Source organism: Arthrobacter sp. ISL-95, from assembly GCF_018613695.1.
Classification (GTDB): domain Bacteria; phylum Actinomycetota; class Actinomycetes; order Actinomycetales; family Micrococcaceae; genus Arthrobacter.
In genome coordinates, this window is record NZ_JAGGPR010000003.1 from 450,281 (window position 1) to 473,555 (window position 23,275).

At 63.2% G+C, this 23,275-nt stretch carries 18 protein-coding genes and 1 tRNA gene; 10 read left to right on the plus strand and 9 right to left on the minus strand.

Translation table 11 applies throughout. From position 1 onward, the window contains the following. The first annotated feature begins 49 nt into the window (after positions 1-49). The 5 genes from J7I86_RS04395 to J7I86_RS04415 all read left to right on the plus strand — a co-directional run bounded on the left by J7I86_RS04395 (position 50) and on the right by J7I86_RS04415 (position 3,701). Positions 50-1,492: an NCS2 family permease gene (locus J7I86_RS04395; RefSeq protein ID WP_214815998.1), complete on the plus strand. Its 1,443-nt coding sequence runs from the start codon at positions 50-52 to the stop codon at positions 1,490-1,492. 80 nt (positions 1,493-1,572) lie between these two features. Beyond that, positions 1,573-2,520 (plus strand): formimidoylglutamase, encoded by a 948-nt coding sequence (hutG, locus tag J7I86_RS04400; protein ID WP_214816001.1) that lies wholly within the window; start codon positions 1,573-1,575, stop codon positions 2,518-2,520. Positions 2,521-2,599: 79 nt separating this feature from the next. Beyond that, positions 2,600-3,094 (plus strand): hypothetical protein, encoded by a 495-nt coding sequence (locus J7I86_RS04405; protein ID WP_286179289.1) that lies wholly within the window; start codon positions 2,600-2,602, stop codon positions 3,092-3,094. Positions 3,095-3,236: 142 nt separating this feature from the next. Next, a tRNA-Cys gene (locus tag J7I86_RS04410) sits at positions 3,237-3,310 on the plus strand. 169 nt (positions 3,311-3,479) lie between these two features. Beyond that, complete coding sequence (locus J7I86_RS04415; RefSeq protein WP_214816004.1) at positions 3,480-3,701, plus strand: hypothetical protein; 222 nt, start codon at positions 3,480-3,482, stop codon at positions 3,699-3,701. Positions 3,702-3,819: 118 nt separating this feature from the next. Here the strand turns inward: J7I86_RS04415 and J7I86_RS04420 are convergent, their stop codons facing one another. The 5 genes from J7I86_RS04420 to J7I86_RS04440 form a co-directional block, all read right to left on the minus strand. Then, on the minus strand, positions 3,820-4,068 hold the full coding sequence (locus J7I86_RS04420) for a hypothetical protein (RefSeq protein ID WP_214816007.1): 249 nt from the start codon (positions 4,066-4,068) through the stop codon (positions 3,820-3,822). 199 nt (positions 4,069-4,267) lie between these two features. Continuing rightward, complete coding sequence (hutH, locus tag J7I86_RS04425; RefSeq protein ID WP_214816010.1) at positions 4,268-5,860, minus strand: histidine ammonia-lyase; 1,593 nt, start codon at positions 5,858-5,860, stop codon at positions 4,268-4,270. A gap of 8 nt (positions 5,861-5,868) precedes the next feature. Next, entirely contained in the window at positions 5,869-7,596 is a 1,728-nt protein-coding gene (locus tag J7I86_RS04430) for a urocanate hydratase (RefSeq protein WP_214816013.1), read from the minus strand. A gap of 170 nt (positions 7,597-7,766) precedes the next feature. Next, positions 7,767-8,573: an IclR family transcriptional regulator gene (locus J7I86_RS04435; protein ID WP_214816016.1), complete on the minus strand. Its 807-nt coding sequence runs from the start codon at positions 8,571-8,573 to the stop codon at positions 7,767-7,769. 183 nt (positions 8,574-8,756) lie between these two features. After that, positions 8,757-10,841 carry an ALF repeat-containing protein gene (locus J7I86_RS04440; RefSeq protein ID WP_214816019.1) on the minus strand — a complete coding sequence of 695 codons (2,085 nt, stop codon included), beginning with the start codon at positions 10,839-10,841 and terminating at the stop codon, positions 8,757-8,759. A gap of 256 nt (positions 10,842-11,097) precedes the next feature. On the opposite strand from J7I86_RS04440, the gene J7I86_RS04445 reads away from it, so the two are divergent. After that, positions 11,098-12,558 carry an amino acid permease gene (locus J7I86_RS04445; protein ID WP_214816022.1) on the plus strand — a complete coding sequence of 487 codons (1,461 nt, stop codon included), beginning with the start codon at positions 11,098-11,100 and terminating at the stop codon, positions 12,556-12,558. Between the two features lie 7 nt (positions 12,559-12,565). Here J7I86_RS04445 and J7I86_RS04450 read toward each other — a convergent pair whose 3' ends face one another. The 3 genes from J7I86_RS04450 to J7I86_RS04460 all read right to left on the minus strand — a co-directional run bounded on the left by J7I86_RS04450 (position 12,566) and on the right by J7I86_RS04460 (position 16,266). Further along, complete coding sequence (locus J7I86_RS04450) at positions 12,566-13,936, minus strand: HNH endonuclease signature motif containing protein (protein WP_214816025.1); 1,371 nt, start codon at positions 13,934-13,936, stop codon at positions 12,566-12,568. Positions 13,937-14,111: 175 nt separating this feature from the next. Next, a complete protein-coding gene (locus J7I86_RS04455; RefSeq protein ID WP_214816028.1) occupies positions 14,112-14,861 on the minus strand; it encodes a 3-hydroxybutyrate dehydrogenase in 750 nt (249 codons plus the stop codon). A gap of 4 nt (positions 14,862-14,865) precedes the next feature. Further along, complete coding sequence (locus J7I86_RS04460) at positions 14,866-16,266, minus strand: MFS transporter (protein WP_214816030.1); 1,401 nt, start codon at positions 16,264-16,266, stop codon at positions 14,866-14,868. Positions 16,267-16,403: 137 nt separating this feature from the next. Here J7I86_RS04460 and J7I86_RS04465 point away from each other — a divergent pair, with 137 nt between their 5' ends. The 4 genes from J7I86_RS04465 (at position 16,404) to J7I86_RS04480 (ending at position 22,246) form a co-directional block, all read left to right on the plus strand. After that, positions 16,404-17,300: a LysR family transcriptional regulator gene (locus J7I86_RS04465; protein WP_214816033.1), complete on the plus strand. Its 897-nt coding sequence runs from the start codon at positions 16,404-16,406 to the stop codon at positions 17,298-17,300. Between the two features lie 317 nt (positions 17,301-17,617). Next, positions 17,618-18,619: an Ltp family lipoprotein gene (locus J7I86_RS04470; protein ID WP_214816036.1), complete on the plus strand. Its 1,002-nt coding sequence runs from the start codon at positions 17,618-17,620 to the stop codon at positions 18,617-18,619. Positions 18,620-18,713: 94 nt separating this feature from the next. Next, positions 18,714-20,483: an ABC transporter ATP-binding protein gene (locus J7I86_RS04475; protein ID WP_286179292.1), complete on the plus strand. Its 1,770-nt coding sequence runs from the start codon at positions 18,714-18,716 to the stop codon at positions 20,481-20,483. Beyond that, positions 20,480-22,246 carry an ABC transporter ATP-binding protein gene (locus J7I86_RS04480; protein ID WP_309476662.1) on the plus strand — a complete coding sequence of 589 codons (1,767 nt, stop codon included), beginning with the start codon at positions 20,480-20,482 and terminating at the stop codon, positions 22,244-22,246. The genes J7I86_RS04475 and J7I86_RS04480 overlap by 4 nt, the downstream gene beginning before the upstream one ends. Here J7I86_RS04480 and J7I86_RS04485 read toward each other — a convergent pair. Further along, positions 22,229-23,158 carry a spermidine synthase gene (locus J7I86_RS04485; RefSeq protein ID WP_396019853.1) on the minus strand — a complete coding sequence of 310 codons (930 nt, stop codon included), beginning with the start codon at positions 23,156-23,158 and terminating at the stop codon, positions 22,229-22,231. The genes J7I86_RS04480 and J7I86_RS04485 overlap by 18 nt on opposite strands. Positions 23,159-23,275: the final 117 nt, after the last annotated feature.

Genomic DNA, 23,275 nt, shown 5'->3' on the forward strand with positions numbered 1-23,275 from the left:
GACAACATAGGATTTGAGAGCAAACTCCCCTCGATCCCCGGAGACCTTCATGCTGAAACAAGGTTCTGCAGTCGACCGCTACTTCAAGATCTCCGAACGTGGATCCACATATTCGCGGGAAATCCGTGGCGGCTTCGCGACCTTCTTCGCCATGAGCTACATCGTGGTGCTGAATCCACTGATCCTCTCCGGACCCGACTCAAGTGGCGCGTCGCTGGGCTTCACCGCCGTGGCAGCCACCACGGCGTTCGTTGCCGGCATCCTCACCATCCTCATGGGCGCCTGGGCAAAGCACCCCTTCGCTGTGGCTACAGGACTGGGCGTCAACGCGTTCGTGGCTGTTACGGTCGCATCGCACCCCGGACTGACGTGGCCGGACATGATGGGGCTCGTGGTGCTTTCGGGCGTCACCATGCTCATCCTGGTCCTGACCGGTTTCCGGACTGCCGTGTTCAAGGCGGTGCCGGAGGCCCTCAAGACCGCGATCGTTGTGGGTATTGGCCTCTTTATCGCCCTGATTGGCCTGGTCAACGCAGGTTTCGTGCGCCGCATCCCCGACGCCGCCGGAACCACCGTTCCGCTCGGTTTGGGCGTGGACGGCAAGCTCCTGGGCTGGCCTACGCTGGTGTTCGCAGTGGGCCTGATCCTGACCATCGCCTTGGTGGTCCGCAAGGTGCGTGGCGCCATCTTGATCGGCATCGTGGTTTCCACCGCCCTGGCCGCAATTCTCGAATTCACACTCCATATTGGCCCGAGCTTTGACGGCACCAACGTCAACCCCCGCGGCTGGTCCCTGGTGGCCCCCACACTCACCGAATGGGGCGCCCCGGACCTGTCTCTGCTCGGCAAGGCCAATCCGTTCGGCGCCTTTGAGCACCTCGGTTTCATCGCTGCAGCTTTGCTGGCGTTCGTGATCCTCCTCAGCATCTTCTTCGACGCCATGGGCACCATGGTGGGCCTGGCCAACGAGGCCGGGACCGTGGATGAGGACGGGAACATCCCCAACGTGGATCGCGTCCTGCAGGTGGATGCCCTCGGAGCGATCGTGGGCGGCGGGGCATCTGTTTCCTCCAACCAGATCTTTGTGGAGTCCGGCGCAGGAATCGGCGAAGGCGCACGGACCGGGCTCGCCTCGATCGTCACCGGCGTGCTCTTCCTGGTGGCCATGTTCTTCACTCCGCTCATCAACCTGGTTCCGTTCGAGGCAGTGGCTCCGGCGTTGGTGGTTGTGGGCTTCATGATGGTCTCCCAGGTAGGCAAGATCGACTGGCAGGACTGGGGCGTCGGAATTCCCGCGTTCCTGACCATCGCCCTCATGCCATTCACGTACTCGATTGCCAACGGCCTCGGCGCCGGCTTCATCTCCTTCGTCCTGATCCGCACCTTCCAGGGCCGCGCCCGCGAAGTCCACCCCCTGATGTGGGCCGTGGCGGCCGCGTTCCTGCTGTTCTTTGGCATTGGAACCGTGGAAGAGTTGCTCGGGGTCAAGTAGAGGGGTGTCAGTCCGGGATTTCAGACACTCGCCGGGAGGAATGGCTGGTTTTTGGGTCCCGCGTCAGGTGTGCTGGAAGCATGGAAACCAGCCCCTTCACCGTAGATGTCTCCCCCACTCCGTGGACCGGTCGTTTTGACGGCGAGGGCAAGGAACATCGCCGTTGGTGGCAGGCTGTAGCACCCCACACCGTGTCCGGCGCCGCAGCAGCCTCGCGTCCCGCCGTCGTGCTTGGTTTCTGCAGCGACGCCGGTGTTCTGCGCAACAAGGGCCGCGTGGGTGCCGCCGCAGCACCTGCCGCCATCCGTTCGGCGCTGGGTCCACTGGCTTTCCATCTTGCCCGTGACGTGTTCGACGCCGGTGATGTGGTTGTGGAGGACGACTCACTGGAGTCGGGCCAAGAGCGCGCCGGCCTCGCAATTTCCGGACTGCTCGACGCCGGCAACCTCATCGTCGTGTTGGGCGGCGGCCACGAGACCGCGTTTGCCAGCTACCTTGGTGTTGCCGGTTCCGACGCCGTTCGCGGCAAGCGACTGGGTGTGCTGAACCTGGACGCCCACTTTGACCTCCGCGACGAGCCGGTTCCAAGCTCGGGCACGCCGTTCCTGCAGATGGCCAAGGCGGAAGAGGCCGCGGGACGCGAACTGCAGTACGCCGTCGTCGGAATTTCGGAGCCCAACAACACACAAACACTCTTCAACACGGCCCGGCGTTTGGGCGTGAAGTACCTCCTTGATGAACTGTGCACTCCCGAAGCAGCAGAGGTGTTCGTTGCCGATTTCCTGGCCGGCGTGGATGTGCTGTACCTGACCATCGACCTGGACGTGATGCCGGCGTCGGTGGCACCCGGAGTGAGCGCCCCGGCCGCTTATGGCGTGCCGTTGCCGGTCATCAGCGCAATCTGCCGGCAAGTGGCCGCGAGCGGCAAGTTGCTGCACTTGGACGTGGCCGAGCTGAATCCGGAGTTCGACATCGATAATCGAACCGCGAAAGTTGCAGCGCGACTGATCAACACGTTGCTCGCTTAGTTGGCTCTAACTGGATTAGTCCCGTTTAGCTGGGCCTGTTCCCGGGAACTTCCTCCGCATAGCCTGTGTGGAGGAGAGGATGACGATGCGTGCAGCGCCTGTGCAGGACAAGTGGGCGTGGGTCACCGGGCTGGTGGCGGTGGCCTTGGGCTTGGCGGCGCACTTGGTGGCCGGCGGCAGCGCACCTGCCATACCCGTGCTCCTGGCTTTCGCCGCGCTGGGCTGTTTGGCGGCCCAACTGATTGCCCGATGGGTCCATGGGCCCTTGTTGCTGCTGCTTCTTTCCGGAGTGACACAGCAGTTGCTGCACTTCGGGTTCGACGCTTTTGGAGGGTACTTCCCGGGCAATGGCTTTCTGGATCACTTGCACGGAAGCCAGGCCACTTTGGATACGCCGGCCGACGGTAGCCCGGATAAGGCAGCGGCCCCGAGCGGCGGTTCGGTTCACCTCATGCTCTACACCCACATGGCAGCGGCCATTCTCACGCTGCTGGTGGCATGGGGAGTTTCCAAAGTGGCGGGGACGCGTTCCAAGCGCCGTGCTGACGCGGATCTTGCGCAGGGGGGCACGTAACCCGTCATTGGAGGCAACCCGGCGCAACCTTTACGTAGCCCGGCGACACCACGCCGTAGCTCAGTGACACCCTGAGTAGCCCTGCGAAAGGCAGGGACACCAACTTTGGCAGGCCCGAGAAAGGCTCCTAGTGTCGTTTGCACGTGGTGTACCCAAGAGGCCAGGGAGCTGCCTGCAAAGCAGCGTACGCGGGTTCGAATCCCGCCACCACGTCCATGGGATCCAGGCCCCGGAACCCCTTCGCGGGCACGCAGCCGCGCCTCCCGATACGGCTCATTCTTGAGACCCAGGTCACGCGCGTGCCGGTCATCTTACATATTTTCAGGACCGCCGACTATGATTGACGGGTCGCCCTCGCATGCGGCACGTAATAGGAGGCCCCCCAATGACCCCTGCAATGGTTGCAGAACGCGAAATCCGTCTGTCTTTTTCCAAGGCAGACGAAATCCACGACGGACTCGACCGCGCCGTGGATGCCCTGATCGAAAGCGCAGCAGCTGACGCTAACTGCGGCATTTTGGTGACCCGGCACGAGCCCGGCACCTACACCGTGGCTCTGGACGAATCCGTTCCCTTCGGTCAGACCCGCGAAGTCCTCGCTGCCTGATACCCCAACGCATTCGGCAGCGACGCAAAAACCGGGGCCCGTTCCTTTCCGCATCTACTACCCGCGGAAGGGAACGAGCCCCGGTTTCTGTTTAACAAGTACCTCTGCCCAACCCGGCCTATGCCCGGCGGAGAGTCACGCCGTCGGACTTCATAAACAGTTCCTTGCCTTCTTCGGTCACGCCTGGCCCGGAGTGCTCAAGCCACACCACGTTTCCGCTGCCGGAAACTTCTTCGATCAGGCCGGCGGCGATCACGTGGGCGTATTTGACCACTTCCACCCGCTCGCCAACTTTCAGCGTCTTCCAGTCGGTAACCGTAGCCGTGTGAGCGCTTCGCCTGGACAGGACTGCTCCGCGTGCCTTCATTGAACTTCTACCCCTTTGTGGATGTTCTCTGTTGTGTATTGAGTTGTTGGAACGTTTGACCGTCAAGCCCACAACACCGTTGTTGTGGACGTGACGTACACCATAAGTTTTACTACATTTACCACGCCCCGGTGATTGCGTTGCGAACAAAGACCGGGGCGTGACAAATTTGCCCATCAAATGAGCGTTTTATTCGACGTCAGGCTAAAAGCCCGACGGCGGATTCGGCGGCCGCACGGACCGCGCCGGAGCCAACCAAACGGTCAGCCGCTTCCAGTTCCGGCGACAGGAACCGGTCAGCGCCCGGGCCCTGAACCACTTCGCGAAGCACCTCAAGCACTGCCGTACCGGCGGGACCCGGGGTGAGTTCGCCGTCGGACATTTGCGTCCGCATGTCAATAGCGCGGGCGCTGGTGACAAGCTCGACGGCGAGCACGCGGCGAAGGTTCTCCACGGCCTTGCGCAGCTTCCGGGCAGCGTGCCAGCCCATGGATACGTGATCTTCCTGCATGGCGGAGCTCGGGATGGAGTCCACCGACGCGGGGACGGCCAGGCGCTTGTTGTCCGAGACAAGGCCGGCCTGCGTGTACTGGGCGATCATGAGGCCGGAATCGACGCCCGGGTCTCCCGCGAGGAAAGCCGGAAGTCCGTGCGAGCGTGCGGGATCGAGCATGCGATCCGTGCGTCGCTCGGCGATTGAGCTGAGGTCCGCCACCGCAATGGCCAGGAAGTCCAGGACGTAGGCCACCGGGGCGCCGTGGAAGTTGCCGTTGGACGTGACGCGGCCGTCCGGGAGGACCACCGGGTTGTCGATCGCAGCAGCGAGTTCGCGGGAAGCAACCAGTGCGGCGTGGTCCACGGTATCGCGGACAGCGCCTGCAACCTGGGGCGCGCAGCGCAGCGAGTAGGCGTCCTGAACCTTGGTGTCGTTGATCCGGTGGGAAGCGACAATGGGCGAGTTGGACAGCACGCGGAGCATGTTGTCCGCGCTGGCAGCCTGGCCGGGGTGCGGCCGCAGTGCAGCGTGCAGCTCAGGCAGGAACACCTGGTCCGTACCCAGCAGCGCCTCCACGCTGAGCGCGGCGGTGACGTCCGCCGTCGCAAGCAACAGCCTGATGTCGGCGATGGCCATCAGGAGCATGCCGAGCATGCCTTCGGTGCCGTTGACGAGGGCCAGGCCCTCCTTCTCGGCCAGGGTGACCGGCTCGATACCGTGCTGAGCAAGAAGCTCAGCGACAGGCGGCTTGCCGTCGGTTCCGTACAGTTCGCCGTCGGGACCCGTTGCTTCGCCTTCGCCCATGAGGACCAAAGCGCAGTGGGACAGCGGCGCGAGGTCGCCGGAGCAACCCAGCGAACCGAACTCACGGACCAGCGGCGTGATGCCGGCGTTGAGGACGTCCACCATGGTCTGCAGAACTACGGGACGGACGCCGGTGCGGCCGGAGGCAAGGGTCTTGGCGCGGAGGAACATGATGCCGCGGACCACTTCGCGTTCCACGGCCGGGCCCATACCGGCTGCGTGGCTGCGGATCAGCGACTTCTGCAGCTGGGTACGGAGGTCGTTGGGGATGTGCCGGTTGGCCAGTGCGCCGAAGCCGGTGGAAATGCCGTACGCCGGGACATCGCTGGTGGCGAGGTCGTCAATGTGGGCACGGACCTTGGCCACGTTGTCCAGGGCGTCCTGGGAAACGGTCACCTTGGCGTCGTGACGGGCGACGGCGACGACGTCTTCCGGGGTGACGCCGCTGGAGCCGAGGGTGACAGTGAGCTGTTCGTTGGAGGTGATAGTCATGGTGTTGCCTACTTCTCGTTCATGGGGATGCGGACGCCGCGTTCGTTGGCGACTTCGACGGCGCGGTCATAGCCGGCGTCGACGTGGCGGATGACGCCCATGCCGGGGTCGTTGGTCAAAAGCCGTTCGAGCTTTTCGGCCGCGAGGTCCGTGCCGTCGGCAACGGAAACCTGTCCGGCGTGCAGGGACCGGCCAATACCAACACCGCCGCCGTGGTGGATGGACACCCAGGTGGCACCGGAGGAGGTGTTCAGCATCGCGTTGAGCAACGGCCAGTCAGCAATGGCATCGGAGCCGTCAGCCATGGACTCGGTCTCACGGTACGGGGACGCCACCGAACCCGAATCTAGGTGGTCACGGCCGATCACGATCGGGGCCTTGACCTTGCCCTCCTTCACGAGCTGGTTGAACAACAGGCCGGCTTTGGCGCGTTCGCCGTAACCGAGCCAGCAAATACGTGCCGGCAGGCCCTCGAACTCCACGCGGTCCGCAGCAGCGTCGAGCCACTTGTGGAGGTGCTTGTTCTCCGGGAACAACTCCTTGATTGCCTTATCGGTCACAGCAATATCTTCCGGATCTCCGGACAGCGCAACCCAACGGAACGGGCCAAGGCCCTCGCAGAACAGGGGACGGATATACGCCGGGACGAAGCCGGGGAACTCAAACGCCCGCTCGTACCCGCCCTTGCGTGCCTCGTCACGGATGGAGTTGCCGTAATCGAACACCTCAGCGCCGGCGTCCTGGAACTCCACCATCGCCTGGACGTGACGGGCCATGGAAGCCTGGGACTTCTTGGTAAACCCTTCCGGATCCGCCTCAGCCTCGGTGTGCCACTCAGTCACGGTGATGCCCTCGGGGAGGTAGCTCAACGGATCGTGCGCGGACGTCTGGTCGGTGACCACATCAAAGGTGACTTCCCCGGCCTTGTGACGGCGCAGCAGTTCCGGGAACACCTCAGCGGCGTTACCCACGTAACCCACGGACCAGCCGCGGCGCTCGTCCTTGGCCTTCTGGACCTTGGCGATCGCAGCATCCAGATCCGTTTCGACCTCGTCCAGGTAGCGCTTGCCTACGCGGCGGCGCAGCCTTGTTTCGTCGACGTCGACAATCAGGCAGGCGCCGTCGTTCAACGTCACCGCGAGCGGCTGGGCGCCGCCCATGCCACCACAACCACCGGTCAAGGTCAGGGTCCCGGCCAGCGGGCCCTCGGTGGAACCCTCCGCCGCGGGCGCCGGGTGACGGCCCTCGGCAGCGAGTTTGTTCCCGACCGCGGCAAAGGTCTCGTAAGTGCCCTGAAGGATGCCCTGGGTGCCGATGTAGATCCAGGACCCGGCGGTCATCTGGCCGTACATCATCAGACCCTCGGCCTCAAGGCGGCGGAACTCAGGCCACGTAGCCCAGTCCCCCACCAGGTTGGAGTTCGCCAAGAGGACACGCGGAGCCCATTCGTGAGTGCGGAACACACCCACCGGCTTGCCCGACTGGACCAGGAGCGTCTCGTCCTTCTCCATGGTCTCCAGGGTCCGGGTGATCGCATCAAAGGCGGCCCAGGAACGGACAGCGCGGCCCGTACCGCCGTAAACCACCAGGTCATCCGGACGCTCGGCGACCTCCGGATCCAAGTTGTTCATCAGCATGCGCAACGGTGCTTCGGTCTGCCACGACTTGGCAGTGAGCTCAGTACCCCGGGCGGCCTTGACCGGACGGGCACCAGTGGTGAAATCGGCGGGTGCCATGGTGACTCCTTCGTCTGTGGGAAGTGTGGTGGAAAGATCTTCTGCTTCTACTAAAGCCCCTTTATCCCGCGGCTGGAACGGCTTTTGGAGTGGTGCTGTCCGGGATTACAGACGCGTGTCCACTTCGCGGGAATGACTGCTGAAACGGACTGGCTGGGGCTACCAGGTAACTAGTTGCCGGGCCGTCCGTGGATTCGCACCGACAGTTCGTCGGCGGCCTTGCGGATGCGTGCAGCGAGGACCGGCCACTGCTCAGCTGGCACTTTGTCCTCCAGGAACGTGACGGCGACTGCCGCCGTCGGCCATCCAACATGGTCCGTCACAGCGGCCGCGATGGAACAGAACTGCGGTGTGATTTCGCCGTTCTCCGTGGCGTAGCCACGCTGCCGCACCTGATCCAGATGGGATGACAGCGCGGAGTATTTCATGATGGGGAACTCCACCTCGTGCCGCGAAGTGAAAGCGGCCGCATTCGGATACAGCGCGCGAACCTGCGACTTTGGCAGGGCGGCAAGGATGGCACGGCCCGACGCCGTGAGGTGGCTGGGCAGGCGGACCCCGACGTCGGTCACCAGGCTGGGGCGGTTCTTGGCGCGTTCCTCCACGATGTAGAGAACATCCCGGCCGTGGAGCACCGCCAAGTGCGCGCTCTCACCGATCACGTCCACCAGGGAGGCGAGCATGGGACGCCCCAGCCGGGACAGGGGTTCCTGCCGCGAGTACGCCGAGCTGAGTTCGAAGGCGCTGATGCCCAGCCCATAGCGCTGCTCCTCGTGCAGATGCAGGACGAACCCATTCGCCTCCATCACGCCGAGCAGGTGATACACACTCGATCGTGGCAAACCCAGCGCAGTGGCGATGTTCGACGCCGCCATGGGACCGCGGCGCGAAGCCAACAGCTTCAGGATGCGCAGCGTGTTCTCCGCGGCCGGGACCTTGGACGTGGCTTTGCCTGGTGCGGTTGGCGTCGTTGTCATGGTTCCTCGCTGCTCGGCTGCTTGCGGGATCCGTCCGGTGCATGAAGGTCAGCTGTCCGGTATCCCGTACTCAAGCGTGCACCCTTCGGCGGGCAATCACCAGCACGCAAACGATGATCGGTGTCTGGGATGCCGGACCCCGCTGCTCGAGCGGGAATCTCCTGCCCTTGGCCGGAGCTTCTCTTACGCTGACGCTGCGCCCTTACGCCTGAGCAGGAACGTGATGGCTCCGGCCGCAGCCAGGACCAGCGCCACGATCAGCCCAATGGTCCAGCCGCTTATCCCTGCAGACGAAGCTGCCAGCGGGGTTGCCGCCTCTTGCGACTGCGAATCGACAGACGCTGAGTCCTTGTCGGATGATGCGGCCGGCGGCACCGAAATGCTGGGCGCGGCCGACGGAGTGGCTGCAGGTGTTGCGGCCGCTTCGGCCGGCGTACCTGTTTCAGCAAGCTCGACGGCGGGAGCGTAGTCGCGCGGCCAAGGAACCACGATCGGGGCTACTCCCGTTCCGGAGTGCTGTGAAAGGTTAACCTGGCCAGCTGCAGCCTGCCCACCAGCAGCGGCGGCGGCTTCAGCCTGGCGTGCAGCTTCAGCTTGACGAGCGGCCTCGGCGGCTGCTTCTGCCTGACGGGCGGCCTCTGCCTGACGTGCCGCTTCCGCGACTTTGGCAGCGTCAGCCGCTTTACCGGCGTCGACGGCTGCGGTGTCCGCAAGCCCAACCAGCTCGGCGATCATAGCGTCGATGGAGGCGACGTGGGCCCTTGTGGCCATGTCCCGATCAAGGGCTGCAAACTGACCAACCGTAGCGAATGCTTGCGCATCTGCCCGGCTGCCGTCCAAGGCAACATCGGCGGCTACCCGCAGTTCCAGATCTGCGTCGTCCAGCTTCTGGTAGGCGAGGATGCGGTTGTCGAGCTCCTGCGCCTGAGCCAATCCGTACTCCAGGAAGTAGCGGACGTCTGCGTGGCTGGCAGACTTCACGGCCTCGGTGGCAGCCTTCTGTACGTACTTGCCACCCGTGGCTTGGTATTGGAAAGCACGCTGGCGGTCGGCAACCAGTGCGGCCTCGTCCAGCTCAAAGGCAGCATCGTGGCCGACGGTGACGAAGTCCTTGATTGCAGCATCGCCACCCAGCACCGCAGCCTCCGCGGCTTTCCGAACCTCAGGCGTGCCCACCAATGCGAGATCCAAGGTGACCTGGCGGGCATCATTGATCAGCGCGTCGAGGTCGGCACCGGGCGCCGTCAGGGTTGCGAGAAGCCCGGGAAGCTCCTTGGCTGCTCTTCCGAAAGCTTCTTGGAACGGCTTCTCAGCGGTCATGCTTGCACCGTCGATGATGGCACGCGGAACGGCCTGTGCGGTCTGGAATTTCCAGTCGGCCATCAATCGGTCGCTGTCAGCGGTCCTCGCGGCTGTTGCCGTGTTCTTGGCCTTCTCCACGGCGGCCTTCGCGCGATCAGCGACCGCTACGGCGCCGTAGGGATTGGCTGTGATGTCTGCCTTGACCTGCTGGAGCAGCCCCGACACTGTCGTCAACTCAGAGTCACGGCCGGCAACCACGAACTGGCCGTATCGAAGGAAGTCGGCAACAACGTCCCCATCACCAGTCATCAATGCGGCCTTCGCAGCGGCAGAGACCGCAGGGTTCGCGGATGCGCTCACGGCGTAAGCCGCTTGGCGATCTGTCATAAAGCCTTTGGCGCGCCAGCCCTCAAGCACAAACTTCTCGATGGCATCATCGCCTTTATCGAGGCTCTCGGAGGCGGCGAGTTCAACATGAACGTTGCCGTAGTCAAGGAAAAACGTCGCAGCAACTCTGAGGTCGCCCTTCCACGTCTCGGCCCAGCCCGTAGCAAGGAAGCCTTCGATCTTCGCGGGGTCATTCGCCGCCAGGACTTCAGCAGCCGACGACCGCACGTGCGCACTCCCCCGCGTCGTCAGCTCGGTGACCAGCTGCTTGCGGTCCGCGGCGAGCGTGAGGTCCTGTCCGCCGTCGAGAAATGCCTGAAGCGCCTCCGGCCCGCCCACCAGCGCGTTCGCAGCGGCGGCACGGGTTGCAGGGCCACCTGTCTTCCACAGCTCAACAACGCCAGCGATATCAGTGGCCCGCTCCACGAACAGGACAGGAGCCTGAGCAGCGTGCGGCACCTCAAAGGTGGGAATGTCGTAGGCCTGGGCTGGAGCAGCAAAGAGCAGAGAAGCCCCAGCAACAACGGCAATCAGGGCAGCGGTAACACGGCGCCGGGTAGCGCGGAATGAAGAAAACAAGGGTCCCCCAAGTAACGGATGCGACGGCAGCACGGAGTTCAATGGGGGCGACGCGGATGCGAGGGATGCCTGACCGGTGACGAGCTGTCCGCGGTCATCATATCCGACTACGGACTATGACTTTTACCACTTCGTAAATCGGCGTCATTGGACTGTCTGCGATCAAAGACACCAAACCGCCGTGAGTCCCATCACAAGGGTTCTAAAAGTGATCTGCTGGATAGCGATCCCCTCCCAAAGACGAGAAGGTTTTACTATGCAACAAACCAAGCTGGCTACGGAGAGCTCTGTCCTCCAAGCCGCGGGTACGGCGCTCAGCCGAGGCCTCAACGTCCGTCACATTCGATTCATGGCGCTCGGATCCGCGATCGGAACCGGCCTTTTCTACGGCTCCGCCTCCGCCATTCAGAAAGCCGGACCTGCCGTCCTGCTGGCCTACATCATTGGCGGCGCTGCCGTGTTCATGGTGATGCGGGCGCTCGGCGAAATGGCCGTCCGACACCCAGTGTCCGGGTCCTTCGGCCAATACGCGTCCAAGTATCTCGGACCGTTCGCAGGTTTTGTGACCGGCTGGACCTATGTGTTCGAGATGGCGATCGTGGCCATCGCGGACGTCACGGCCTTCAGTATCTATATGGGCTTCTGGTTCCCACAAGTGGACAGATGGATCTGGGTGCTTGCCATCATCCTGTTCCTTGGCGCGATGAACCTGCTCAGCGTGAAGGTGTTCGGGGAGCTGGAGTTCTGGTTCTCGCTCATCAAAGTGGTGGCGATCATCGCCATGATCGTTGGCGGTGCGGCGATCGTTGTGTTCGGCTTCCAAACGGGCGACGGCGGTGGCGTGGCACCGGGGCTTGGGAACCTGGTGAATCACGGCGGTTTGTTCCCGAACGGGTTCGAGGGGCTCCTGGCCTCGTTCGCCGTCGTGATGTTTGCCTTTGGCGGGATCGAAACGATCGGTATCACCGCGGGTGAGGCCACCAACCCCAAGAAGGTCATTCCGCAGGCCGTTAATACTGTGCCGGTCCGCGTCTTGCTCTTTTACGTACTGACTTTGGGCGTGCTGATGAGCATCTTCCCCTGGAACGAAATCGGCAGCAGCGGCAGTCCGTTTGTGCAGATCTTCGATGGCCTGGGGATCCCTGCCGCCCCGCACATCCTCAACGCCGTGGTCATCACGGCTGCGCTTTCTGCGATCAACAGCGACATCTTCGGAGCCGGGCGCATCCTCTTCGGACTGGCCCAGCAGGGCCATGCGCCTAAGAGTTTCAGCAAGATTTCCCGTCACGGCGTTCCATGGATGACGGTGGTGATGATGGGCGGCATCCTGCTGGTGGGTGTCGTGTTGAATGCCGTCATCCCGGAGGACGTGTTCGTCCTCATCGCATCCATCGCTACCTTTGCCACCGTTTGGGTCTGGGTGATGATTCTGGCTTCGCACGTCGCGATGAAACGGGAGATCAAACGCAAGGGGCTGCCGGCGTCCGAATTTGGTTCGCCGCTGTGGCCTGTGGCATCGATTCTCACCATGGCGTTCATGGCCATGGTGATCGTCATCTTGGGCGTCTTCGAGGACACTCGCATTGCTTTGTACGTTGGTGGCACCTGGCTGGTGCTGCTGTTCGTGGCCTACAAGCTGTGGGTCCGCGGGGGCGGCCTGCGCCGGGCAGAGCTGGTGGACGAGACGGCCGCCATCTCTGTGGTGAAGGTGCAGTAGTGGCGCCCTAGTTTCTGAGGTGTGTGTACTTGTGGCCCGGCAGCGGTGGTGCTTTGGATGCGTAGCTATGCCCGGTGGGAGTGCTGATGCGAATCGTGTGCAGGCCACCGGGCATGCTAGCGGCGGTCCAGCCCGGATTTTCCTTGGTGTGGTTGCAGGCTTCGCAAAGCCCGGCCCCATTGTGGAGGTGTGTGCTGCCCTCTGAATGCCAGGGAATGACGTGGTCGATGTGTCGGATGGGCGCGTCGCAGTAGGGGGTACGGCATGTGTTGTCCCGGATCTGGATGAAGCGTCGCAACCGTTGAGGGAAGAACCGTGCTTTTGAGTCCATTGTCAGGAGCTCGCCGCTGCCGGGAGCTGTGTAGAGGCGGCGGAGCAGCACTGTAAATTCGCTGCGATCGGCGGGATGCTGCTCCTCAACCAGAAGCGCCCTTGCCCATTCCGCGGGGACGATTCCGTAGCCTTCAAGACGGGCGGGCTCCGGGTCGCCTTGGAAGAGCGTGCGATCTGTCATGACGAGGTTGAGGTTGATACCTGAGACACCACCCGGTGTGCCGGTAACGCGTTCGGTCAGGGTGTCGGCCATGACTTGGCCACGGGTCCGGGCGTCCCCGCTGGAGCGGACGGAATCAGCCGTCCGGGTCAGCGCGGCATAGACGGCCACGCCCTGGGCGACCGGGAGCAGTGCGGTGAGGTACGTCATGGTGTCCGGCGCGGGGCGCAGACTGACCGTCCGTTCCGTGGCGGCATGGCTGGCTCGCTGCGCGACTGAACGCGGGTCACGACGATACGCGGCGGCTTTTGCGGCGGCGATGATGGCCTTGTCTCCGGCCCCATCGAAGGTCCCGGTATCGGGGGCAAGTTCCTCGTCCACCGCGGCCCGGTCTTCAACGGACAGGCAGGCTGTTTCCTTCACGAGCAGCGTGGCGCGCCATTCGTTCAACTGGCCCGACTCCAGTGCTGCCATGGTTCGCGGCATCTCCGTGACAAGCGCTTTGGCAAGCCCCAAGAGCCTGGAGCCTCGGTTGGGTGACTCCCGCCGCGCCAACGCCACCTGCGCGCCAACCCCCATACCTCGCTCTGCCGCTGGAACCCCAGCCTTGGCCTGCTCGGCTCGCTGCGCCAGATCAAGAGCCACTGCAGCACGGGCATGCCGGGCGGAAATTGCAGACTTCAGGTCCTCAAGATCGCGTATCTCATCGATAAGCTCCGAACTGGCGGCGCTTATGGGAAGCGACCCCAGTGCAAGCACGAGTCCTCGAACGCCCATGCCGCTTACAGGCACTTTAGGAGCAACCGCTGAGGAAGCAAGGACGCCGGCAGGAACATCCGGCGGCGAAGCCACTGATGCCTGCTGCGTTCCCTGAATTGCGTCCATAGAGCCACTCTTCCAGCGACTCCGATCGAGCAGCAGACCCAAAGTTGTCTATGTGGATAACCCCTCAAACACCCGGATGACAGGTCAGCCAGGTGACAGTTAATGCCAATGCTCATGGCGAACATTGGCATTAACTGTCACCTCGCGGGCTCGCGCAGGGGCAGAGCGCCGGGACTTACCGGGCCGACCAGCCGCCGTCCATGGTGTAGCTCGCGCCGGTGACCATACCGGCGTCGTCGGAAGCCATCCAAGCGGCCAGCGACGCAACTTCCTCCACCTCCACGAGCCGTTTAACCGCGGACTCCGTGAGCATCACCTTTGCCAGGACCTCGGACTCGGGGATGCCATGGAGACGGGCTTGATCGGCGATCTGCTTCTCTACCAACGGAGTCCGGACGTATCCAGGGTTGATGCAGTTGGACGTGACACCGCGTTCGCCACCTTCCAAGGCAGTGACCTTGCTTAGCCCCTCGAGGCCGTGCTTGGCGGAGACATACGCGCTCTTGTAGGCGGACGCCCGCAGCCCGTGCACCGACGAAATGTTGATGATCCGGCCGAATCCGTTGGCGTACATGTGCGGGAGCGCGGCCCTGATGAGGAGGAACGGGGCCTCCAACATCAGGGCCAGGATCCGCCGGAACTCCGCGGGTTCGAACTCCTCGATCGGGGCAACTTTTTGGATGCCGGCGTTGTTGACCAGGATGTCGCAGTCGAGGCTCAGGGCTGCCAAGGCGTCCACATCCAGCAGATCCACCGTCCAGGCCGTGCCGCCCAGCTCATCGGCGAGGGCTGCGGCTCCGGGGGCATCGACGTCGGCCACTACTACTTTCGCCCCGCGGGCGGCGAGCGCCCGGGCACAGGCGGCCCCGATTCCGCTCGCCCCGCCGGTCACCAGTGCTTTGCGTACGTTCAAGGAGTTGTCCATGGAGCTAACCTTTCGAGACGGTGCCGGCAGTAGAAGAAGTGGCAAGTCCGTGGCGGACGGCGTCGGCCTCGTCCACTTCCTGCAACGCGATGCCCTTGGTTTCCTTCAGCGAAACGACTGCGACGACGGTGATTGCGCAGGCGACCACGAGGTAGATGGCTGTGGGAACCCAGGATCCCGTGTCCTTGAGCCACTGGGTTGCCAGCAGCGGCGCGAGTGAGCCGGCGAAGATCGACGTGACCTGCGAGCCGAGCGAAACGCCGGAGTAGCGCATGCGGGTGGGGAAGAGCTCGGACATGATGGCCGGCTGCCCGGCGTACATGAACGCGTGCAGGCAAAGGCCGATGGTGACGGCGAGCACAATCACCACGGCGTTCCTGGTGTCGAACATGGGGAAGGCGAAGAACGGCCAGGTTGCCCCGGTAATCGCACCCACGAGGTAAACGGGTTTGCGTCCCCACGAGTCCACCAGGCGTCCCACCTGCGGGATGACCAGGAAGTGGATGACGTGGGCGATCAGGAGTGCCATCAGGAGCGAGGAGGTGTCGTACTTGTGGACGCTCTTGAGGTACACGATCGCGAAGCTCACCACGAGGTAGTACATGATGTTCTCGGCGAAGCGGAGGCCCATGGCCTGGAGGATGCCCTTGGGGTACTTGCGGATGACTTCGCCCACGCCGTAGCTGACGGCTTTGGATTCCTCCACCTGCGCCTTGGCTTCGAGGAAGATCGGCGCCTCGGTGACGTGGGTGCGGATGTAGTAGCCCACGAACACGATCACTGCGGAGAGCCAGAACGCGACGCGCCAGCCCCAGCCAAGGAAGGCTTCCCTGCTGAGGGTGGTGGACATGACGAACAGGACCAGCGTGGCCAGGAGGTTACCCACCGGCACTGCAGCCTGCGGCCACGAGGACCAGAAGCCGCGGGACTTGTTGGGGCTGTGCTCAGCGACGAGGAGTACCGCTCCGCCCCATTCGCCACCGAGGGCGAAGCCTTGGATGAAGCGGAGTGCCACCAGCATGGCCGGCGCCCAGTAACCGATGTCCACAAAGCCGGGGAGGCAGCCCATCAGGAAAGTGGAGATGCCTACAATGACGATTGTCAGCTGCAGGGTGGGCTTTCGGCCCAACTTGTCGCCGATTTGGCCGAACACGATTCCACCGAGCGGGCGGGCAACAAAGCCCACCGCGTAGGTGATGAAGGCCTGGATGATGCCATCCAGTTCATTGCCGGTGCTCGGGAAGAAGTACTTACCGAAAACCAGCGTGGCGGCCGTGGCGTACAGGAAGAACTCGTACCACTCCACCACGGTGCCCACCATCGAGGCCGCGACGATCTTCTTGAGTCCGGAGCCTTCGCCGGCGCCTTTCCCTGCTTTTGATGCGGAGCGCTGCTCTACGCTCATATCCATCTCCTCAGTGTCCTCTTTGACCCTTGTGAACGTGATGTGATCCACAACACGAAATGCTCCACTGAGTATTGCTGCAGATTCTTCACCACTCAATGACCAAAGTGGCACCCTATGTGTGCAGAATTGCAGATATGAAACCCAACCCCGACGACCTCCTCATCTTCCTGGCCGTCTCCCGTTCAGGAAAATTTACGACGGCGGCCCAAGCCTTGGGACTGAATCACACCACCGTTTCGCGCCGGATAGCGGCGCTGGAAAAGGCGCTTGGAGGGCGGGTCCTCGCGCGAGCAGCGGGTGGATGGGAAGTCACGGATGTGGGCGCAAATGCCGTGCTGGTCGCAGAACGGATCGAAGCTGCCGTGGGCGCGCTGGGACCGAGCGACCGCGCACCCGACCCCATCACCGGCGTCGTACGCATGACCGCAACGGATGGTTTCAGTGCGTATGTTGCGGCACCGGCCGTGGCACGGCTTCGACGCGAGCATCCCGGGCTCAGCGTTGAGATTGTGACCGTGACCCGCCGGGCGTTGCAACAACGCTCCGGTTTGGACATTGAGGTGGTGGTGGGGGCGCCGCAGGTCCACCGCGCCGAGGCAATCAGGCTAGGCGAGTACCGGCTGGGGATGTATGCCTCGCGCGCCTACTTAGCCGCGAACGGGACCCCTTCCAGCATCGAAGAGCTCACGCAGCACCAGTTGGTGTATTTCGTGGATTCCATGCTTCAAGTGGACGACCTGGACGCTCCGCGCAGGTTGGTTCCGACCATGCGTGACGGCCTCAGCTCAACGAACGTGTTTGTGCACGTGGAAGCCACCCGAGCCGGAGCCGGAGTAGGTTTCCTGCCCTGCTTCATGGCTGACCGGCACGCTGACTTGGTGCGCCTGCTGCCCTCGGACTTCGCCGAGCTTCTCCCCTACTGGATGGTCCTCCGACCCGACTCCATGCGCCGCCCCGCGGTAGCCGCCGTCGTGGAGGCCTTGCGGGAAGAGACGGAGCAGCGACGGGAGGAGCTGCTAGGGGTGGAGTAGCGCGCCGATCGTTTGGACGGTTCTGCAGGGAGTCAAAAGGAAGGCCATACACGTGGACTGGAGTGCCAAGGGAACGGGTTCTGGACAAACCAAAATCAATTGTAAAAGTCCTGATATCAGACCTTGGAATGGGTGTAGCATCCCGCTTAAGGGCACCGACGCCCTCGTGCTTTTGAGGAAGCATCCATACAGCTCAAATACATAGTGCTCCCTTCTTGCCGCACTATGAATCGACGCGTCCTGCTAAACACGCGTCAAACACCGTACCCACCTCTAACGCTTCGCATGTCGGTCACTTGTCCCATGGAAGGACTCTCATGAGCCAAGTCCCCAATTATGCGCCAAATCCCCCAGACCGAAGTTACGGACAGTTACCGCAGAGCAAGAGGTCATTCCTCGTGACGTGGTTGCTTTCCCTAGTTCTCGGCGCCCTAGGGGTAGATCGTTTCTACCTTGGCAAAGTGGGAACTGGATTACTTAAATTAATCACCTTTGGAGGTTTGGGAATCTGGGCCGTCATTGACCTCGTGTTGGTGTTGGCGAACCAAACCCGCGATAAGCAGGGTCTTCCGCTAGCGGGGTATGACAAGCACAAGAGGATGGCATTCATAGTCACTGGGGTTTTCGTACTCTTCGCCCTCGTTGTCAACATAGCCCGACTTGGCGCCCCTCCTTTGTCAGCCCCAGTCGTTTCCGCTACAAAGGAGGCTGCGGCAGCTCCTTCGCCTTCGCCAACAGAGACGTCTGAGGCGGCCGCAGAGGCCAGAGACGCCGCTGCGAAAGCCGAGGCGGACGCTAAAGTTGCAGCCGACGCTGCTGCAAAAGAAAAAACGGATGCTGATGCTAAAGCAAAGGCGGACGCCGATGCGAAAGCAAAAGCAGATGCCGCCGCAAAGGCTGAGGCAGACGCCGTAGCCAAAGCACAAGCAGATGCCGCCGCGAAAGCCGAGGCTGGCGCCGCAGCCCAAGCCAAGGCCGATGATGCTGCTGCGAAAGCTGCTGCCGAGGCGGCGGCCCAGGCAGCAGCCGGGACCGTCAGTCAACGGAACGCTCTGCGAAAGGCCAGTGACTACCTGGAATTCAGTGCTTTCTCCTATCCAGGACTCATAAAGCAATTGGAATTCGAAAAGTACTCAGCAACCGATGCTACGTGGGCCGTAGACAGGGTAAAAGTAGATTGGAACGAGCAGGCCGCAAAGAAGGCTAAAAGCTATTTAGACTTCACATCGTTCTCAAGGGCAGGCTTAATCGACCAACTGCTCTTCGAGGGCTTCACTCCGGAGCAGGCTGAGTACGGAGTGAGTCAAACAGGTTTGTAGCCACCCGGGTGGACGGCGGGAGGAGTTGCTGGGGGCGAAGTAGTGGCGGGTCATCTGGCCTTCCCGAAGTTAGGTGAGCCTTAGTATGGTAACCATGCCCTCCAGCTCTACCACTCCTCCCTGCCCACCCGGGCGTAACAAGCAAGCACCGTGGAAGGTCTCCCGGCTCTTCAGGTTCACGTTGTTCGCCAACGGTCGATGGAAGTTGCTAGTGGCAGGCTGCGCCGGACTCTCCCTGCACCAGGTCAGCGAGGCTTTGGTACCCGCAACCATCGGCGCTGCCGTGGACAATGCGATTCAACCCAACGACGCCGGCGCCCTCCTGGGGTGGATTGGCGCCTTGGCCGTGGTGTTCGTTGTGCTGGCTCTCTCGTGGCGGTTCGGAACCTTGGCCACTGAGCGATCCTTCAATTACGGTTCACATGACCTCCGCCAGTTGGTGGTGGAGCGCACTCTTCATCCGCGCGGCATGGCCACCCGACGGGCACCCGGCGAAATCGTGGCCATTGCCTCTTCCGATGCAGACAGGGTTGCAGGGCTCTCTTGGCTGATCAGCGGCGGGCTGGCTGCAGCGGCCGGAGTGATCACCTCAGCGGTGACGCTCCTGCTGATCTCCGTGCCCCTGGGCCTGGCCGTCCTTCTGGCCACCCCCATCATGTTGCTGGTGATGCACCGGCTTACCAAACCGCTGGAGAACCGGAGCGACGTAGAACAATCCACGGCCGCCCGCGCCGGTGCCTTGGCTACCGATTTCATTACCGGATCCCGCCCCCTCAATGGCCTCGGTGCCGAGGATGCAGCCATCTCGCGCTACCGTTCCGCGAGCCGGGCATCACTGACCTCCGCTCTGAAAGCCATCCGCGCCAAGTCCGCGTACACCGGAGCCAGCACGGCCCTTTCCGCCGCGTTCCTGGCCGGCATCGCCTTCTTCGCAGCATGGTTCGCCGTCCAAGGCACCATCACCGTGGGGCAGTTGGTGGCCGTTGTTGGCGTGGCCCAATTTGTTCAGGGACCCATGAACTGGCTCGGTTTCCTCAGCGTCGAACTCGCGCGCAAACGCGCCTCCGCGGCACGTATCGCAGTGCTTCTGGAGGAACCGGACGCAGTGGCCGCACTGGAAGCAGCGGAACTTTCGACGGCGGCAGTCGGATCTGCTGCAAACCTCACCGCGACAGGCGAAGCGGCTCCGCTGTTGGAGCTCCGGGCCGTGGCTGCAGGGTTTGATTTCCCGCCCTTCACTGCTTCAATCGGCGAAATTGTAGGCGTGGTTCTTCCTGACGGCACCGAGGCGCGTCAGCTGGTTGATACCCTCGGCTTCCGCACCTCTGCTCCCCCGGGCATGATCTCCATTGATGGCCAGGACGCGGCCGGGCTCGATCCCCTGCACGTCCGTTCCCGAGTCTTCGCCGACTCCCATGATGGCGTCCTGTTCCGCGGCAGCGTCCGCGACAACGTGGCAGTAGCCGATGCCCCGCTGGACGAACGCGCCATGGCGGCTGCCGCCGTCGGGGACTTTGTCTCGCAACTGCCCGAAGGCACGGAAACTGTTCTCACCGGGCATGGCCAGAGCCTCTCCGGAGGTCAGCGTCAGCGCCTGGTTCTTGGCCGCTCCCTGCACCAGCAGCAAGCTGTGCTGGTCCTGCACGACCCCACCACCGCCGTCGATACCGCCACGGAAGCGGTGATCGCCGATGGTCTGCGCAACTTCCCGGACAAGGCCCTGGTGTTGGTGACCACCAGCCCCACCCTGCTGTCTATTTGCCACCGGGTGGTGGTGGGCGGAGCGGACCGGCCACCGGAAACCGGCACGCACCGCGAACTTCTCACCACGTCCGCTGGCTACCGCGAGGTGGTGGGCTCGTGAGTGCGGAAATTCTGCCCATTGCCACGCCACGCCAGACCCGGAAGGCAATGTGGCGCCTGTTGGCGCAACGCCCGGGCAGGTTGGCGCTGACCATCCTGGTGTTGCTGGCTGCGTCGTGCTGTGGCCTGGCTGCCCCGGCGATTCTGGGCGTGATGGTCAATATTGCAGCCTCCGGCGGGGACGTCATGTCCTTGCTGTGGTTGGCAATCGGGCTGCTGGTTGCCGGCGGACTCGGCGCGCTCCTGGGCGTTCTGGGCCAGAACCTGTTGGCCCGCATTTGCGAGGAAGCCTTGGCCGGGCTGCGGGAAGAAGTGTTCGCTGCCGCCGTCCGGAAGCCCCTGAATCAACTGGAAAAAGCGGGCATCGGCGATGTTGTGGCCCGAGTTTCCGGCGACGTCGAAGCCGTTAGCGAGGCAATTTCCGGAGTGCTTCCGGCGTTCACCAGCGCAGCCTTCACTATCGGAGTCACCCTGTTGGGCTTGGGTGTGATCGACTGGCGTTTCGCTGTGGCCGTGCTCATCGCGGCACCCCTGCAGGTCTTCACCCTGCGGTGGTTCCTCCAGCGGACAGCGCCCATCTACCGGACTGTGCGGATCACCGAGGCCAACCGGACCGAGCAGATCATTGAGACCGTCCACGGCTCGCCTTCCATCCTGGCTTTAGGGCTCGGATCGCGTCACGCCCACCTCGTTGCCGCGGCCTCCCGGGAGAACATCGGCCATGCGCTGCGCGGAGTGGGTTACCTGACCCGCTTCTACAACCGCCTCAATCTTGCGGAACTGATCGGCCTGTCCGCGGTACTGGTGGTGGGCTTCTGGCTTCATTCCGAGGGCGCCGTGACGATCGGCGCGGCCACTGCTGCTGCGCTGTACTTCTACCGGCTGTTCGATCCGATCGGACTGGTTCTGGGGCAGTTCGATGAACTGCAGAAGGCCGCGGCAGGATTGGGCCGCATGTTCGGGTTGACCATGTCCGAGCAGTCATCTGCTGCGCCCTCCACTGCATCCACTACCCCCGCGGGACCCGAATCCGGAATCGTTCTGGAGAACGTCACCTTCGCCTACCCCGGCCAGCGCCCCGCACTCTGCGGCGTCTCCCTCATAGTGCGATCCGGGGAACGGGTAGCAATTGTAGGTACCTCGGGCGCCGGGAAGACCACCCTCGCCAAAGTCATCATGGGCCTGGAACACCCCCACAGTGGGACGGCGTGGGTGGGCGGGCTGGACTCAGCCGCTGCTGACCCGGCAGAGCTGCATGACCGCATTGCCATGGTCAGCCAGGAGGTGCACGTCTTCTCCGGCACCCTCGCCGAGGACCTTAGGCTCGCCAAACCCGACGCTTCCGCCCACGAGCTTTCGCACGCCTTGCAGGCTGTTGGAGCTGATTGGGTTGTGGCGCTCGACGACGGACTGGAGACTTACGTAGGCGCCGGCGGGCACCAACTCACGACTGAACAGGCGCAGCAACTTGCCTTGGCCCGGTTGATGCTTAAGGACCCGCCGATCGCAGTGCTCGACGAAGCCACTGCCGAAGCAGGGACTGGTTCTGCCACCATGCTGGATCAGGCGGCGGAAGCTGCCCTGGCGGGCCGGACCTCGGTGGTAATCGCGCACCGGCTGCCCCAGGCGGCCTCGGCGGACACCGTGGTGGTGATGGAGCAGGGGCGGATTGTGGAGTCGGGTTCGCATCAGGAACTACTGTTGGACGGTGGCCGATACGCCCACTTGTGGGAAGCCTGGAACAGCTCACTCAGCCGGAGCTGAGGGGCCTCCTGGAGACTCCGCCGGGGGATCGTGCCGCACGGGGATTCCCGTGGCAAACGCACGCACTTTGGCATCGTCCCAGATGTGAGCGGGGACGCCGCCACCCAGAAGCCTGCGGGCGAGGGTGGGATCGTCCCCGAAAGGTGCGTGGCTGCCGGCCATGATCATGTTGCCATAGCGTCGCCCCTTGAGCATTGCGGGGTCGGCGATGATCAAGGTGTGCTCGAACGTGTCCGCGATGGTGGCGGCGTCGGCCCGGGCGTTCTTGAGGTCCGGGGCATCGCCGGAATTGACCACATACAGCCCCTCGGGGGCGAGGACCGAGTCCGCGTGGGCGGTGAACTCCCGCGTGGTCAGGGCCCGGGGCGTAAAGGCTCCGGCGAAGACATCCCGGATGATCAGGTCACGGCTGTCCGGGGTGAGGGTCTCGGTAACCTGCCGGGCCTCACCCACGCGGATCCGTAACAGGGGAGCTTTGGGGAGGTCGAACCAGCCGCGCACATAATCGGCCAGTTTCCCGTCGAGCTCAACAACCACCTGGCGCGCTTCCGGATAGGCGGCATGGAAATACCGTGCCATGGAGCAGGCTCCCCCGCCCAGGTGCAGAGCACGAAGTTTGGGCTTCTGTTCCCGGGGCCACCGGGATTCCACCAGTGCCGCAATCCAGCGCATGTACTCGAAATCGAGGAACAGCGGGTCCGCGAGGTCAATGTGCGAACTCATGACGCCGTTGATCTTGAGCAGCCAGCCGTTGGAGTTGTCCTGGTCCTGAAGCAACTCGCAGTCGCCGGTATCGATGTAATAGACGCCAGTCACCGGACCGTCAGTGCGGGTGCCGGCAGGCACCTCGATGACTCCCGCCGTCGACCTCTGAGACCTGCTTGCCTTGCTGGATTTGCGAGGTTTTGCCACTACTTCCGCCCTGCTTGAGTCATGCTTCAAGCCTAGTGGAGCACCGCAGGACCTCTGCCAGTCCCAACAAAGTAAGGCTACTTACAATTTTGCCTTCAACGGCCATATGATCTCTAC

Excerpts from the sequence above, each read along its gene's own strand:
- J7I86_RS04420 (WP_214816007.1), bottom strand. The coding sequence starts at position 4,068 with ATGAAGGCACGCGGAGCAGTCCTGTCCAGGCGAAGCGCTCACACGGCT.
- J7I86_RS04415 (WP_214816004.1), top strand. The coding sequence starts at position 3,480 with ATGACCCCTGCAATGGTTGCAGAACGCGAAATCCGTCTGTCTTTTTCC.
- J7I86_RS04405 (WP_286179289.1), top strand. The coding sequence starts at position 2,600 with ATGACGATGCGTGCAGCGCCTGTGCAGGACAAGTGGGCGTGGGTCACC.
- J7I86_RS04435 (WP_214816016.1), bottom strand. The coding sequence starts at position 8,573 with ATGACAACGACGCCAACCGCACCAGGCAAAGCCACGTCCAAGGTCCCG.
- J7I86_RS04465 (WP_214816033.1), top strand. The coding sequence starts at position 16,404 with ATGAAACCCAACCCCGACGACCTCCTCATCTTCCTGGCCGTCTCCCGT.
- J7I86_RS04460 (WP_214816030.1), bottom strand. The coding sequence starts at position 16,266 with ATGAGCGTAGAGCAGCGCTCCGCATCAAAAGCAGGGAAAGGCGCCGGC.
- J7I86_RS04430 (WP_214816013.1), bottom strand. The coding sequence starts at position 7,596 with ATGGCACCCGCCGATTTCACCACTGGTGCCCGTCCGGTCAAGGCCGCC.
- J7I86_RS04445 (WP_214816022.1), top strand. The coding sequence starts at position 11,098 with ATGCAACAAACCAAGCTGGCTACGGAGAGCTCTGTCCTCCAAGCCGCG.
- J7I86_RS04475 (WP_286179292.1), top strand. The coding sequence starts at position 18,714 with ATGCCCTCCAGCTCTACCACTCCTCCCTGCCCACCCGGGCGTAACAAG.
- J7I86_RS04450 (WP_214816025.1), bottom strand. The coding sequence starts at position 13,936 with ATGGACGCAATTCAGGGAACGCAGCAGGCATCAGTGGCTTCGCCGCCG.
- J7I86_RS04455 (WP_214816028.1), bottom strand. The coding sequence starts at position 14,861 with ATGGACAACTCCTTGAACGTACGCAAAGCACTGGTGACCGGCGGGGCG.
- J7I86_RS04395 (WP_214815998.1), top strand. The coding sequence starts at position 50 with ATGCTGAAACAAGGTTCTGCAGTCGACCGCTACTTCAAGATCTCCGAA.
- J7I86_RS04470 (WP_214816036.1), top strand. The coding sequence starts at position 17,618 with ATGAGCCAAGTCCCCAATTATGCGCCAAATCCCCCAGACCGAAGTTAC.
- hutH (WP_214816010.1), bottom strand. The coding sequence starts at position 5,860 with ATGACTATCACCTCCAACGAACAGCTCACTGTCACCCTCGGCTCCAGC.
- hutG (WP_214816001.1), top strand. The coding sequence starts at position 1,573 with ATGGAAACCAGCCCCTTCACCGTAGATGTCTCCCCCACTCCGTGGACC.